Annotated in this window: 15 protein-coding genes and 1 tRNA gene; 10 read left to right on the top strand and 6 right to left on the bottom strand. The window is 40.7% G+C overall.

Features of this window, described 5'->3' with window-relative positions; genetic code table 11:
• Positions 1-30 precede the first annotated feature (30 nt).
• The 6 genes from MHN81_RS00080 (at position 31) to MHN81_RS00055 (ending at position 5167) form a co-directional block, all read left to right on the top strand.
• Positions 31-1098 (top strand): aminoglycoside phosphotransferase family protein, encoded by a 1068-nt coding sequence (locus MHN81_RS00080; RefSeq protein WP_036976512.1) that lies wholly within the window; start codon positions 31-33, stop codon positions 1096-1098.
• Positions 1099-1469: 371 nt separating this feature from the next.
• Positions 1470-2843 carry a Gfo/Idh/MocA family oxidoreductase gene (locus MHN81_RS00075; protein ID WP_239424742.1) on the top strand — a complete coding sequence of 458 codons (1374 nt, stop codon included), beginning with the start codon at positions 1470-1472 and terminating at the stop codon, positions 2841-2843.
• A gap of 69 nt (positions 2844-2912) precedes the next feature.
• Complete coding sequence (locus MHN81_RS00070) at positions 2913-3413, top strand: nuclear transport factor 2 family protein (RefSeq protein WP_239424741.1); 501 nt, start codon at positions 2913-2915, stop codon at positions 3411-3413.
• A 77-nt stretch (positions 3414-3490) separates the two neighbouring features.
• Positions 3491-3745, top strand: a complete 255-nt coding sequence (locus tag MHN81_RS00065) for a YkoF family thiamine/hydroxymethylpyrimidine-binding protein (RefSeq protein WP_023399933.1) — start codon at positions 3491-3493, stop codon at positions 3743-3745.
• The gene (pnuC, locus tag MHN81_RS00060; protein ID WP_023399934.1) at positions 3745-4365 is read left to right on the top strand and encodes a nicotinamide riboside transporter PnuC; all 621 of its coding nucleotides are present in this window, start codon (positions 3745-3747) and stop codon (positions 4363-4365) included. Before MHN81_RS00065 ends, pnuC begins: the two co-directional genes overlap by 1 nt.
• Complete coding sequence (locus MHN81_RS00055) at positions 4352-5167, top strand: phosphotransferase (protein WP_239424740.1); 816 nt, start codon at positions 4352-4354, stop codon at positions 5165-5167. Before pnuC ends, MHN81_RS00055 begins: the two co-directional genes overlap by 14 nt.
• Before the next feature lie 28 nt (positions 5168-5195).
• Here the strand turns inward: MHN81_RS00055 and MHN81_RS00050 are convergent, their stop codons facing one another.
• A complete protein-coding gene (locus MHN81_RS00050) occupies positions 5196-5378 on the bottom strand; it encodes a helix-turn-helix domain-containing protein (protein ID WP_239424739.1) in 183 nt (60 codons plus the stop codon).
• Between the two features lie 210 nt (positions 5379-5588).
• Here MHN81_RS00050 and MHN81_RS00045 point away from each other — a divergent pair.
• Positions 5589-5663: transfer RNA gene (locus MHN81_RS00045), tRNA-Arg, on the top strand.
• Positions 5664-5695: 32 nt separating this feature from the next.
• On the opposite strand, the gene MHN81_RS00040 is transcribed toward MHN81_RS00045, so the two are convergent.
• The 3 genes from MHN81_RS00040 to recQ form a co-directional block, all read right to left on the bottom strand.
• Positions 5696-7390, bottom strand: a complete 1695-nt coding sequence (locus MHN81_RS00040) for a BamA/TamA family outer membrane protein (RefSeq protein ID WP_023399937.1) — start codon at positions 7388-7390, stop codon at positions 5696-5698.
• A 70-nt stretch (positions 7391-7460) separates the two neighbouring features.
• Entirely contained in the window at positions 7461-7760 is a 300-nt protein-coding gene (locus MHN81_RS00035) for a DUF3630 family protein (protein WP_023399938.1), read from the bottom strand.
• 12 nt (positions 7761-7772) lie between these two features.
• Entirely contained in the window at positions 7773-9587 is a 1815-nt protein-coding gene (gene recQ, locus MHN81_RS00030; RefSeq protein ID WP_036976516.1) for a DNA helicase RecQ, read from the bottom strand.
• A 266-nt stretch (positions 9588-9853) separates the two neighbouring features.
• On the opposite strand from recQ, the gene rarD reads away from it, so the two are divergent.
• On the top strand, positions 9854-10756 hold the full coding sequence (rarD, locus tag MHN81_RS00025; RefSeq protein WP_023399940.1) for an EamA family transporter RarD: 903 nt from the start codon (positions 9854-9856) through the stop codon (positions 10754-10756).
• Positions 10757-10800: 44 nt separating this feature from the next.
• Here rarD and MHN81_RS00020 read toward each other — a convergent pair whose 3' ends face one another.
• Both MHN81_RS00020 and maoP read right to left on the bottom strand, forming a co-directional pair.
• Positions 10801-12036: a response regulator gene (locus tag MHN81_RS00020; RefSeq protein WP_023399941.1), complete on the bottom strand. Its 1236-nt coding sequence runs from the start codon at positions 12034-12036 to the stop codon at positions 10801-10803.
• A 178-nt stretch (positions 12037-12214) separates the two neighbouring features.
• Positions 12215-12589 (bottom strand): DUF413 domain-containing protein, encoded by a 375-nt coding sequence (gene maoP, locus MHN81_RS00015; protein WP_023399942.1) that lies wholly within the window; start codon positions 12587-12589, stop codon positions 12215-12217.
• An 84-nt stretch (positions 12590-12673) separates the two neighbouring features.
• Between maoP and MHN81_RS00010 the strand changes: the two genes are divergently transcribed.
• Together MHN81_RS00010 and MHN81_RS00005 are read left to right on the top strand one after the other, a co-directional pair.
• The gene (locus MHN81_RS00010) at positions 12674-13522 is read left to right on the top strand and encodes a LysR family transcriptional regulator (protein ID WP_023399943.1); all 849 of its coding nucleotides are present in this window, start codon (positions 12674-12676) and stop codon (positions 13520-13522) included.
• 165 nt (positions 13523-13687) lie between these two features.
• Positions 13688-14626: a porin gene (locus MHN81_RS00005; RefSeq protein WP_023399944.1), complete on the top strand. Its 939-nt coding sequence runs from the start codon at positions 13688-13690 to the stop codon at positions 14624-14626.
• The last annotated feature ends 243 nt before the right edge of the window (positions 14627-14869 follow it).

Genomic DNA, 14869 nt, shown 5'->3' with positions numbered 1-14869 from the left:
GTAATTAATAAGCCAGTTTATAGGGTAAGTATGGAATACCTTTCAATCGCTGAGCATTTGGCTGTGCAGTACGGCCTGTGTGAGGAAGAAATCTCAATGAAACCTATTGGCAGCGGGCATATTAATACCACCATGCTTTTAAAGGACAGCAAACGTGTGTTGGTAGTTCAAAAATTAAATACAACTGTATTTCCTGAACCTAATCAGCTGGTTGAAAATGCTCGTTTAATTGAACAGCACCTGGCGTCTAAATTAGATTCAGGCTCTTACGAATTAGGTATCATAAAACACGTGCCTACCCGTGCTGGCAAGTTCTTGGTTGAATACCAAGGAGAGGTGTGGCGCGCGCTTGAATTTATTGGCAAGAGCTATAGTGAAGATGTCGTAGATTGTGCGATTAAAGCGCAAACTGCTGCAGGTGCGTTTGGATGCTTTGCTAACGCATTAAATGACTTTGATGCAAAACAGTTGTTTCCGGTGATCCCTGATTTTCATAATTTAGCAATGAGAATCGATAAATTAAAAAGTGTGATTGAAGCGGATCCTGTTGGTCGTGTTGATACGTGTTTAGACGTTATCGAGTTTTGCCAATCGCAATACCGTCTCGCGAATGAAGTAACAGCAATGGAAGCACTGCTACCATTGCGTGTTTGCCACAATGATACCAAGATAAACAACATGTTGTTTGATGCCTCTACCAATAAAGCCAAAGCTGTTATAGATCTTGATACCTGTATGTCTGGGTATTGGCTGTATGATTTTGGTGATATGGTTCGTACCTTTTGTTCTCCTGAACCAGAAGATTCTACGAATTTAAGTAATGTTGTGGTTCGCGTTGAAATCTTTGAAGCGATCGTAAAGGGGTATATCGCAGAAGTATCAGAAAAGTTAACTGATATTGAAAGAAAGAGTTTAATACTTGGCGCGAAAGTGATGCCACTCATGATAGGTATTCGATTCTTGACCGACTACTTGGATGGTGACAATTATTTTGCAACGCACCATGAAACCCATAACTTGGAGCGAGCACGCAATCAATTCGCGCTTTATCAAGATATTCTGAAAAAAGAAACGCAATTAAGTGCTTTGATAAACTAGATTGTTTTGCGCCAATTAACGAATAAAAGCCTGATGAATCACCATCAGGTTTTTTTTTGGGCTGAGCTAGTTACAAATAGCGTCAGATCCGTGCTCACTTTTTACCTCAGAATAGTTGAGCTTGGAGAAAACCAACATGACAGCGCTTATTTAGTTGGTGAGTGACGAATAGGCTAAGCATCAGACACTTTTATCAGCGGATTAGTCGCATCTGTTTTGATTCTCTGCGCTGCATACGATAGCGTTGTCATAACAACAAGTATAAGTTGAGGGGCCTGAAAATAATAAAGCTTTTTCAGATTTCCCAGCCGTACTGGAAAGCATAAAAATGAAATTAAGAATTAGAATAAAGTGGTAATCTAGGATCCTTCATGACACAAATAAATAGAAGACATTTTTTAAAAGCAGCAGGCGTAGCTGCAGCTGCTGGTGTAGTTGCAGGTTGTGCACAATCGAATAGCAACAGCGCACTATCTTCCAGTCCAAAAGGTAAGTCTGTTATCGGGCTTGTGGTGCCTAAAATGGATGTAGTCCGAGTTGCATTTATTGGTGTGGGCCAGCGAGGATATGGACATGTGAAGCGCATGAGTCATATTGAAGGCGCTGAGATTGTCGCTATTTGCGATACTCACAATGAAGTTTTGGAACGTTCTGCAAAATTTCTCACTGACAAAGGGCTACAAAAACCAGCACTGTATGGGACAGGAGAGCTTGCATATAAAGAAATGCTTGAACGTGAAGATATTGATATTGTGATTATTTCTACCCCCTGGAAGTGGCATGCGCCGATGGCCATTGACACCATGGAGAGCGGAAAGCATGCATTCGTAGAAGTGCCGCTTGCATTGACAGTAGAAGAAATGTGGCAGATTGTCGACACAGCTGAGCGTACGCAGAAAAACTGCATGATGATGGAAAATGTGAACTATGGTCGCGATGAACTGATGGTGCTGAATATGGTCCGTCAAGGACTGTTTGGTGAGCTTTTACATGGTGAAGCTGCGTATATTCATGAGCTGCGCTGGCAAATGAAAGAGCTAGAGCATAAAACGGGTTCTTGGCGGACAGAATGGCACACCAGACGAGACGGTAATCTATATCCCACTCATGGCCTTGGACCGGTATCTCAGTATATGAATATCAACCGAGGGGATAGATTTGACTACCTCACTTCTATGAGTTCTCCAGCACTTGGGCGAGCCGCTTATGCGCAAAGGGAATTTCCAAAAACGCACCAGCGTAACCAATGGAACTATGTTTGTGGCGATATGAATACCACCATGATCAAAACGGTAAATGGCCGTTCAATTGTGGTCCAACATGATACTACTACACCGAGACCATATTCACGTCACAACCTGATCCAAGGGACCAATGGTGTTTTTGCAGGGTTCCCCAACCGAATTGCGCTGGAGCAAGGAGGCAGAGGCTCATTTCATGATTGGGATGAGGATATGGATTACTGGTACGGCAAATACGATCATCCACTATGGGTGAAGATGGGAGAGGAAGCTGAGCGTAATGGTGGGCATGGCGGTATGGACTTTTTGATGTTCTGGCGCATGATTTACTGTTTAAGAAATGGTGAGCCATTAGATCAAGATGTTTATGATGGGGCTGCCTGGTCAGTTATATCTCCATTGTCAGCTCAGTCAGTTGCCAATCGCAGCGAGTCAGTATCAATTCCAGACTTTACCCGAGGTCATTGGCAAACAGCTAAACCGCTAGGGATTGTCGGAGCCTAGAAAAGAAAAGCGCCAAAGGGCGCTTTTTTTATGTTTAAATATGGTCAAACGACTTATTAAGGGTAAACAATGTATAAGTTTATTGTCAGTTTGATGTTCACATTCATGTTAGTAGGTTGTACTAGTACAAAAACAAAAAGTAGTGAGCCTAGCTTAAATGAAGTAGTGGAAAACTATATCAAGGTTTATCAAGCACGCTCTGATTTTGCGCGGTTTCTAGCATTTTATGCAGATGACGTTGTGCTTGAAGATATGCTGTATGGATATAAAACAACAAGTAAGCAGCAGTTAGCTGATTTCTTTAACTGGGATGCGGAACAAGTACATGTACTGGACTCAAATAAGACCTTTTCGGTTGAACAAATAATAATATCCCAAGAGCAAGGTACTGCTGTTATACGCGGCACTTTTAATCTTTTTTCCTACAATGGTCAGCAACTAGGACCATGGCGATTTACAACCGTATTAAAGTTCAACGGTGCTGGTTTAATTTATTATCATCAAGATTGGATCAACTACTTTCCGAGAAGTTTTGTGTTAGAGGCACCAAACTTAAACTCTGACGAGTAAGTTATTTTACCTAAATATTGCATTTACCTGTAAACTGCATTGCAACTATTTTGAAATTTGAGAATTAGGAACATCTTATGCAGCTTTCTGTAGAGATTAGTAAGTACCCACTTCATTCTGACTATATCCCTTTTATAAAGTCTTTTATTGAAAGGCTGAATGAGCATGAAGGGTTAACTGTGATCACCAATACCATGTCGACTCAAGTGTTTGGTGAGTTTGATCTCGTCATGTCGGTAATTCAATCTCAAATGAAAGCGTCATTTGAACAATACGGAAAGTGCGTATTTGTTTGTAAGTTTATTTCTGGTGATTTATCCCCTGAGGCATAATGGAATTAATAACTAAGACTCTTGCTGGCTTTACCGCTATGTCTAGCTGGGAGTATTTGGCTGTAGCACTCTCGATACTTTATCTATTGTTGGCAATCAGAGAAAATATTTGGTGTTGGCCAGCCGCTTTTTTAAGCACATTTATATACACCATTATGTATTGGAATGGTGCGCTTTTGATGGAGTCCTTGCTGCACTTTTATTATTTGGTTATGGCGTTTGTCGGGTGGTGGATGTGGCGTTCAGGACAAAAAAATACTGAATCAAAGATAGTATCCTGGTCATTTACCAAGCATATGAAAATCATTTTAATAACGGGCTGTGTCGCCGTATTTATGGGCTATATGACAGATAATTACACCCATGCCGATCTGCCTTATCTGGATAGCTTTACAACTTGTTTTGCGGTTGTGACTACTTATTTAGTGGCAAAAAAGGTACTTGAAAACTGGCTCTACTGGGTAGTGATCGATGCGGCATCTATGTATCTGTATTATTTAAAAGGTTATTACCCAACACTTGCGTTATATATCTTTTATACATTCATGGCGTGTTGGGGTTACATGAAGTGGTACGAAGAGCATAGTAACAGAGCAGGCAAAACACTTGCGCAGCTTTGATATAAGCTGCGCATTGCAAGTGCTACAAAGGCTATTTCCCGGTAGTTTAATTGAACAGGTTTCTAAGTTAGATAAAGGGCTAAGTAACCATAACTTCTATTTTGAGCTGGACGCCCAACCCTGTTTGTTGAAAGCGTTTAACGGTGTAGTGCCTGCAACCGCATTGAATGCGCAAAATACACTGGCGCAGCAGCAAATTTCTCAAGCTATTTTATGCCTAGATAAAGTAGATAACGTCGCTGTGCTAGAGTTTTTAACCGCCGTTGAAGCCCCTATCTGTCTAGAAGAGCAAATTCCAAAGTTATTATCTGGTATACATAGTTTGTCTGTTGAAAAGTCGTCACTGCTCAATTTAAAGGTTGCGATCTTGGAGGCTGCTTCCTTTTTACAGCATACTAGGCTTGGCGAGTACTTAATTGGTGAATTATCGGTGTTGCCACCTGATATTTGTTTTTGCCACAATGATTTGGTGCAAGGTAACGTGTTAAATACACCTAGCGGTGCACGAATTATTGATTTTGAATATGCGCAATACAACGACTGCTTTTTTGATTTAGCAGCGATCTGCTGCTCCTACCAACTAAACGAAAAACAAAGGCAGGCTTTGTTAGAGCGTTACTTTTTTTATCGACGCAGCCTAAAGCCGGATCACGCAATACGTAAGTTAGACATGTTTCGAGGTATTTATTTGCTGGTTAGTATTGCTTGGTATAAACAAAAAAATATCAATACTGAAATGGAGATATTAGATAAGCAGTTTAAATCTTGGTGCCGACAGCGCAACTTGGTTTATGCCTCGTAAATGTGAGGTTTTACGAGGCGTGATACTTTTAAATTCCGCCTAGTCTTTTGGCTAACTCTTTATATCTTTCAACATCATCCTTGTCGAATATAGGCTCTCCATTTTCATCATGTTCCTTCGCAACTAACAAGTTTTCTCTCGCTAGCCGCCTTACACGCTCCACTTTTACACTTAAAAATTCAGCAACTTGCTCAGTGGTCATAGGGGTCATAATACAAATCCTCAAGATGATGTTGGTAGCTTGGCTACTAAAATCCAAACACATTTATTATTTTTGAACTTTAATCATAGCTAAATATATGACTTTTAGTCTAGTTAGTGATGTTTTTTCGCATCTTAGTTTAATAAATAGTCATACAAACGTCACTAGGCTGGCATTTCATTTAAGATGTGATTATTATGGGGCTGCTTAAATTGCTGTGCTCTCGTGGTGAAATGGATATCACGTGGCTCTCCGGAAGCTAAGTTACAGGTTCGATCCCTGTCGAGAGCGCCAGTTAAGCCCTACGAACATGCTTTCCTGTTAAGTTAAAATCTGTTTTTCACAGTAAAATGCCATTGTAGTGTGTCCACACCGCTAGGTTTATCAATTGGTGCAGCCAAGTCTAAATGCAGTACCAAGCCTGAGTTGGCTCTACTTGGTGCCATGCGAATACCAAACCCGACATTTTTATAAAACTTATGGTTTACGTTGAAAAGGGTTTTACCATCTACGCGGCCTATATCAAAATACGCGGCTCCACCTACTTTAAATAAATGTAGTAAGTCATATTCCCAGTAGTATCGCTTTTCTAAGTTTAACACGATACGTCTATCGCCTTGTAAGTACCTCGCAGGAAAGCCTCTTAGCCCGGTTTCTCCACCCAATGTCAGTTGCCTGTCTTCGGTCAAGTGCTTGCCATGGGCTATATTGAGCTGAGAATACCAAGATTGATAATCTCCAGTCGCTAAGTGATACTCCAGGTTTAATTGTGTAATGAGGTTTTCACTTTCACCTTTTTCTAAGTTCCAATACCCATTGAATGCAAAGTTGACCCGAAACAAACTTCTTTCAGAAGTATAATGAGCCTTGCTGATGGTCGTATTAAATATCCATCTTGAATCATCATTGCTAATAGAATCGTTAGAGTAACCCAGTTGCGAGTTGATATTCCAACCTAAGTTCAGGTCTTCTGTTCTGTAGATGGAGTCAAAATTTTTGACTTTGATAAAATTCGTTTCTAACCATTGCACTTGCACGTATGGGTAGCTGAGTTTTCGTTGTTGCGCAATGGGCAAAGTTGTTTCTTTTACTTCACGAAATGATTCCGTCTGATCTCTATATCCGGCGATGACTCTGCGAGTCCAGTTTGCTTGTTGAGCTGTTGCTATGCCGTAATAAAGCTGGGTAACTTCAGTATCTTGTTCAAACTCCGAGACGGTTTCCCCATTTTCATACAGGGGCTCAATGCGTTTATTGGCAAAGTTTAGGAAGCCATAGCTAACGGGAGTACGCGTCGAGAAAAAAGGATAATCTACGCCGATGTAGTGGCGTTCTCCGTCGTCATTATCTGAATATTCAATTCGGCCTTGATATCGAGAAGATAAGATATTAGGGTCGTCGTATACAAATAAATAGCCGCTTCTGTCTGCATCTTCAATATGTGTGAGGGAGAGGCGCTTGCCATATCCAAATAGGTTACTTTCGCGAAACCCTATGCGGCTTGAGTTCTCCCCCCCGCTACGGCTAAAGCTGAGGTCGGGCAAGAGAGTCCAAAGATCACGGGTGACGACGGTGACCGTAATATCACCGTGGCAATTTTCTTCGGCGAATATTCGAGCATCGTACAAATAGGATTGCTGTCGTAATAAACGCTCTGATTCAATTAATAATTGCGGATCGTAGGCTGAGTTTTCGGTAAATAATAAGACACTTTTAATAACTTCTGGTTTCGTTGTTATGTGTGCCTCATTAGCGAATCTAAACAGCGCATTATCTTCTTCAGGCAAAGATGTATCAAATACATTGAGCTGGTGTAATTCAATAGAGCTTATCTTCCCACCGTTTTTTTTGGGCAAGGTATGTTCTGTACTTAATTCTTGGCTGTAATTGTTATGAGTATCGTAAGAAGCATTCGAGCAACTAACAGGAGTTGCCGTTTGCTCATTTGCATGAGTAGGTGTTGCAACACCAATAATTGATGTGGCCAAAAAAACAAAGAAGCAAAACCTAGATATCACCATGTGTATGCCTAACGCTACTATTATTATTAGTATGGCTTATGTTAGGCATACATGCTTCGGCAAGTCTATATTATTGTTGTAAATTTAATCTAAGGTAAGTATGCAGGCTTGGGATCAGCTGTGTAGCTTCAACCCCTTCAGGTGAGATCCAAATGCTCTCGCTATAGTATTCGAAATTAAGACAAAACGATTGATGTTGGTAATTAAAGCGCCACTGGTGGCGATCTGCACCTTCGTTAAATTCGAGTGTGGTAAGGGCATCCATCGTGAGAAATATACTTCCCCACAATTGAAATTCATCGCTATCTGGAAATACGCTGGGTATGACTTGTAAGGTACTTTTGTCGCTCAGTAATTTTATATTGGTCATAGATTCCTCGACTTACTCTGCGGCTAAATAATTACGGATCAGCTGCATAAAGGGAGCACCATACTTAGTTAATTTTGTAAAACCGACACCTGATACTTTAAGAAAAGCACTGTCTTCGGTTGGCATTTGCTGTGCCATTTCTGCCAGCGTTTTGTCATTGAATACCACATAAGGTGGCACATCATCTTGATCTGCGAGCTCCTTACGTAAACTGCGCAGCTTAGCAAATAGCTTCCTATCATAATTAAATTGTGCAAGTTTATCTTGGTATACGTGGCTTGCTTGTAATCTAGGTTCAGCTAAATTTAACGTATATTCACCTTTAAGTACTGCACGGGCTGCCTCAGTCAGTTTTAAAGTAGCCCCTTGAGTAATATCTTGAGCCAACAAGCCGTGATGAATAAGCTGTCTAAGCACACTCAACCAGTATTCATTGCTTTGATCTTTACCTATACCGTAGGTACTTAAATTATGATGTTGGTTATCGCGTATGCGTGCAGTGTTTGCACCACGCAGTAGATCGACAATATACCCCAGCCCAAAACGTTGCTCGGCACGATATACACAAGACAGCGCTTTTTGTGCAACGATAGTCGCATCGAAGTGTTTAGGAGGGTTCAAACAAATATCGCAGTTGCCACAAGGTTCTCGCTGATACTCGCTAAAATAATTGAGTAAAATTTGTCTGCGGCAGGTCTGTGCTTCCGCAAAGTTCGCCATTGCATTAAATCTTTGTTGCTCCACCTTACGTCTTTGCTCATCAGGGATATCTTCGAAAAAGCGTCTCACTCTACCTATATCCGCTGGGTCAAAGTACATAATAGCTTCCGCTGCCAGTCCATCACGTCCGGCACGACCTGTTTCCTGATAATAGGACTCTATACTTTTGGGAATGTCATAATGTAATACAAACCTGACGTTGGGCTTATTGATCCCCATACCAAATGCAACGGTTGCGACAACAATTTGAACGTCATCACGCGCGAACGCATTTTGCACAAACTGGCGCTGTTCATTGTCCATACCTGCGTGGTAAGCAGCTGCATTAAACCCACCTTCAGAGAGCTTTTCGGCTATCTCATCAACACGCCGGCGGCTTGAGCAGTAAATAATACCGCTTTGGCCTTTTTGTGTTTTTAAATATCGCATGAGCTGCGAAAGCGGTTTGAATTTCTCTTCAATGGTATAGCGAATATTTGGGCGATCGAAGCTGCCAGTGTGAACGAATGGATCATTCAAGTTGAGTTGCGAAATAATGTCATTGCGCGTGGCCATATCAGCGGTTGCTGTAAGCGCAATGGTAGGAACATGAGGAAATAATTGTTTTAGTTCGCTCAGCCTACAATAGTGCGGCCTAAAGTCATGACCCCAATGTGAGACACAGTGGGCTTCATCAATTGCAAATAATGATAAAGGCAAACTTTGAAGGCGATCGATAAATTCTCTTTGTAACACCTTTTCAGGAGCAACATAGAGCATTTTAATTTCGCCGTTGTGTAAACGCTGATAGATTTGTTGCTGTTGTTGCCACTCTACACTGTTATTAACAAACTCAGCTGCAATTCCTTGAGCTTGTAATTGCGCGACTTGATCCTGCATTAAAGAAATAAGTGGCGAAACTACGATTGTGACACCTTGTAACATCAGTGCCGGAACCTGGTAGCATAAAGACTTCCCGCCTCCTGTGGGCAGTAACACTAAGCTATCACGGCCAGCAAGGCATGCTTCTATCGCGTCCTGTTGTCCCGCGCGAAAAGTGGTGTAACCAAAAAATTCTTTTAGTACAGATTGGGGAGTCAATGATTGTTGAGTTGCAAGAGTGTCCATTGCGCGCATTTTAGAGGGTTTTGATGTAATTGTCTTCCTTTAATGATTATTCTTAATGCGAGTTGAGGGAGTTTTAGTCAATGTTGGCTATTAGCCATTAATGACAATGATATTGTACAGGGGGAATATCGGTGGCAGCAGTTCGATACACTATTGTAAACATCGCAATGCTGACGCGTTATTGCAATGGCACAGTAAAATGGAGATGCAGTATTATATCTGTATAATGCTCGCCTTCTTCGCATCTGGGTGAATAGGGGAGTGAAATGGCAGGGGATACTAACGCGAGGCAAGGCTATATATATGCCATCCTTGCTTTCATTATGTGGGGCTTGGCACCAATTTATTTCAAGTCTATAGAACAAGTTGAAGCGCTCGAAATTTTGGTACATCGAGTCGTTTGGTCTGTTGTGTTTGTTGTTGCTGTGATTGCGCTGCGCAACAATTGGCGTAAAGTATACGCTATCTTGGTGAACCCTAAACTTTTATTGATGTTAGTGGTCACGGCATTGCTACTAGGTTTCAATTGGGGTCTATTTATCTGGGCCGTAAACAATGGATATATGCTTGATGCGAGCCTAGGTTATTACATTAACCCGTTACTTAACGTTCTTTTGGGTATGTTATTTTTATCTGAAACGCTTCGAACAGGCCAAAAAATAGCAGTGTTACTGGCTTCTACTGGGGTCGTGATCCAATTAATTAGTTTTGGGTCTTTTCCATATATTGCGCTATCGCTCGCTTGTTCCTTTGCAATTTATGGACTGCTGAGAAAGAAAATGGCTGTTGAGTCTTTACCGGGCCTACTGATCGAATCGGTTATTTTGTTGCCATTGGCAGGTGCCTATTGGCTAATGATGGCGCCGAGTTCAACCAGTAATATGCTTTTGAATGACATCGACTTAAATATGTTGTTAATTGCAGCTGGTGTCGTGACCACATTACCATTACTGAGTTTTACAGCAGCAGCGAAAAGGCTTCCTTATTCAACATTGGGCTTTTTCCAGTATATTGGGCCAAGCTTAATGTTCATGTTGGCAGTAACCTTTTACGGAGAGTCATTTGATATTGAAAGGGCGGTCACTTTTGTCTTTATATGGGGTGCTTTAATTTTATTTAGTATCGACTCTTGGAAAGCGAGTCAATCAAAATTAGTTAATGCCAATTGATCTCGTTCTAGTGCAGATAACATAGCCTTCTGCCTTATATAAGGTCAGAAGGCGATTTGATTGCGACCAGATTCCTTTGCTTTATAGAGATTTTCGTCAGCGATTTTAATTAGTGGGTCTATGCTTTCGACCCCCTTGTCTGCAACACCAATAGAAACTGTAAATGGGATGTGGTACGGCGTCAGTGAGCTACTGTTTTTCTCCAAATAGAGTCTAAAGTGCTCTAATTGTTGCGCGTTTTTTTCTCTATCTTGAGATCGAAATAGGACTGCAAATTCTTCCCCACCTAACCTTGCATACAGATCATGTTCAAAAAACTTTTCGAAACACTCCCCTATCGACTGGAGCACTTTATCACCAGCATCGTGGCCATGTTGGTCGTTGATTTTTTTAAAAAAGTCGATATCGATCATGGCGAGCATACAGCCATGATTTTGCCTGCTATTCATCGTGAGCTGTTTGCTCGCATGCTCAAAGAAGTATCGTCGATTAGGTAGTTGTGTTAAATAGTCGGTATTCGCTTGACGTCTAATCGTGGCGATATTTTCCAACATATCTACGTTTTGGCTTAGACGACAATAAAACTCTTCTGGGTTAAACGGTTTACGCAAGTAATCGTTGGCACCACTTTTCAAAAACCTAGCGGATAAATAGGCATTGTCTGTACCAGAGATACCAATAATGGCCTTATCATCGTTACTATACAATCGCCTAATCTCTGCACAGAGCTCCTCTCCACGCATGTTAGGCATTTCGTTGTCAGTAATGATGACATCAATGTCTGGGTTTTCGTTTAGCGTAGCCAAGGCTTTTATACCATCCTCAGCGACGTATACTTGATATTTATGGCGTTGCAACAATGAACTAATATGTCGCCTTGTAGCTGCCGAGTCGTCGACAACTAGTACTTTAACCTGCTCATTACGTGGCAGACGCTGTAACTGTCTTTTTAAATATTGATAAGCTTGCTTGTTTTCTTTGGTGATGTAGTCAATAACAGGGTATTTATCCACAGTATCTCGTGTGCTGGATTCGAGGTTACCTGTCATAACTATTGTTGGAATATTGGCTTTAACCGTATATGGGATCGCCTCCCCATTCGAGGCGTCAGGCAAAACAAAATCTACAACAGCACAAAAATAATTGTGCTCGTTTATCAGTCGCTTTGCGCTCTCTAAAGTGGTTGCAACGTCAACATCATAACCGACGGAGCTGGCAATATGTTTCTGAACTTTTGCGATAGTTGGAGTGTCTTCTATTATCAGCACCTTTCTCAACACATGCTCAACCTTAACAGCTTTTCTTTACTTCAGTTTTAACTGAAAGCATGAAAAAAGCAATGATGATTATAAGATTCACTAGGGCAATTCTCTGTTTAATATCTCTGTTGATAACGTCAACCCGCCTACAGGCGTGGGTTTGATCTAAAAGAGGCTGATTGACGTTAAATCTAAAGTATTATTCTAAACTGGCTTCGACTTCAGGTTGTTCGGCTACACTATGGCTTTTTGTGAACGGCTTTTGGCTGCTCAAAGTGTGGATTTTATGTTTCCGAGTAGTCAAATCTAAGTACTTTGACCATATTTTCTCCATCTGATTGGAGGGGCTTTTATGTTGGATGAAGGTGTCTACAAATTGCTGTTGAAGAGAGTTGGTTGGCGGGTACTTTTGTTTGTATAAACTCAACAGAAGCTGTCCATGCTGCTGCAATAGCTCCGATTCAAGTAACGTAAAGTGTCCACTTCGAGAGAATCCTCGGGGGAAGTTTGCATCATCATAAAAAGGCTTAGATGCAGCAAAAGCTTCTTTTAGTTCGGCTATAGTCATATCCATGATGGTTTCCTCACATTGTTTGGAAAAGTATGAACTAACGCAGCTGCTTTTTTAAACGAATATTTTTTATTAAAAGGTAGGGTGATGGACAAAGAACTATTAAAAACTTTTGTCGAAGTTTCAAAAACCCGTCATTTTGGACGCGCTGCAGAAAACTTATACATTACTCAGTCTGCTGTGAGTTTTAGGATTCGGCAATTGGAACAAAACCTCGGAGTAAGTTTATTCACCCGACAGCGAAACAATATCCAACTAACCGCAGCAGGAGAACGATTACTCCCTCATGCTAAAATGCTGTTGACCGCAATGCAGAGAGCGCGGTTAGATGTGGCCTTGGCTAACAATCGGCAACAGCAACTTTCGTTGGCGGGAACGCCAAATATTTGGGATGCATATTTACATTTTGGTATTAATCAAGTTATTTCATCAATACCAGAGGTATCACTAGTTGCCGAAGTAAAAGCTCATCAAGAGAGTGTCAGACTTTTGTTAGAGCGCACACTGGATATTGCTGTACTTTTTGACCCACCAAAAGTTGATGAATTAATCGTTAGACAAGTTAAAAATTTGTCTATAATTCCAGTCAGTACTTTTAATTATACAAATAGAGATGACTTTTTTGGCAAACAGTATGTTTATGTAGATTGGGGAACTTCTTTTTCGCTATGGCATGCAAAGCAATGCGAAGGAGCTGGACCGCCTTATTTTCGTACTAATACTGGGCGTATTGCCTTGGAGCTTATTTTACAATGTGGTGGTTCAGCTTACTTACCTAAAATGTTAGCTGCGGATCTAATAGAAGAGCAAAAGCTGTTTCTTGTTGAGGCCGTTTCGCAAAGTTTTCGGGAAGTGTTTGTTGCTTATCATAAAGGGAATGAGCAGTTGGAGCATATAGAAACAGTCGTAAATCTATTAGCCTCTATTGCAGAGTAATTTAATCATGTTGTTTTAATTATAATTACCTATTTATGACACAAAGCTGAAATTTCAGTTTCAATTAAATGTCATTTTTATTTTGTGTGTAATATTTCTGTCACTTATAGCTGGCAGACTGCGCCTGTCTAAAAAATTACGTGTTGCGATATTGAGGAAATACACATGAAACTAACCAAATCAGCATTATTACTCTCGATTCTTAGTGGTCTATCTTTGAATGCTCATGCCGATGTTGATGTATATGGTAAAGCAAACCTTTCTGTACAATCTTCTGACGAAGGTGACGGTTCATTTACTGAAGTAAAAAGCAATGCTTCACGTTTTGGTTTTAAAGGTTCTGAAAAACTAAATTCAGGACTTGAGGTTATATACAAGTTAGAATTTCAAGTAGACGTTTCTGATGCAGATTCGAAAGGTGACGATGACAATATCACTGCTCGTAATCAGTATGTAGGTCTGAAAGGTAAATTCGGTGAAGTGGTGATTGGCCGCAATGACACTGCATTTAAACAGTCTCAAGGCAAAATGGACCTATTCAACGATTTAGAAGCTGATATTAAAAATATCTGGAAAGGTGAAAACCGCTTAGGAGATTCTCTTTCGTTTAAATCAGCTAGCTATAATGGTTTTAAAGTTCTAGGTACTTTTATCGCTGAAGATGCAACAGACGGTGAAAACGGATATTCAGGTGCAGTTACATACGGTGACGCTAAACTTAAAAAGTCTAAGTTCTATTTAGCACTTGCTGGTGACAGTGAAGTAAAAGGCTATGATGCATTACGTTTGTCTGGCCAATACAAAGCAACAGATGACCTGAAGTTAGGTGCGATGTACCAAAAGCAAGAAAAAGTAGATGGAACAGGTACTGCAGATGGTTTCTTATTAAACGCAGCTTATAGCTTTGGTGCAAATACACTTAAAGTGCAATATCAAATGATTGACTTTGATGCCGCAGCGTCAAAAGACGTAGATGGTATCAGCATTGGTATTGACCACAAGCTTGCAAAAGCAGCAAAACTTTACGCTTTCTATTCTTCTGTTGATGAAGATGCTGGCACTGAAGAAGATTACCTAGGATTAGGTATTGAATATAAATTCTAATTAAAAAGTACATTAGAATAAGCAAGAATTAAGGAAGCCTGCTTTTTGATATAAAAAGCAGGCTTTTTTGTGCTGATCGCACGGGTTGTCTTATTTTTGAACGATTAGGCTGTGTTTCGTATTTTTTTACAAAAAACGCTTGCACCAATCTTAAATCTCCCTATAATGCGCACCCACTGACACGGCGGGCTGCAAGAGAAAACGCAAACCAAAGTGAAGGTCAAAGTTAAACGGAAAGCTTAA

It is taken from the genome of Pseudoalteromonas sp. Of7M-16 (assembly GCF_022347805.1).
GTDB classification, from domain to species: Bacteria; Pseudomonadota; Gammaproteobacteria; order Enterobacterales; family Alteromonadaceae; genus Pseudoalteromonas; species Pseudoalteromonas luteoviolacea_F.
This window is presented reverse-complemented; position numbering and strand designations above follow the sequence as displayed.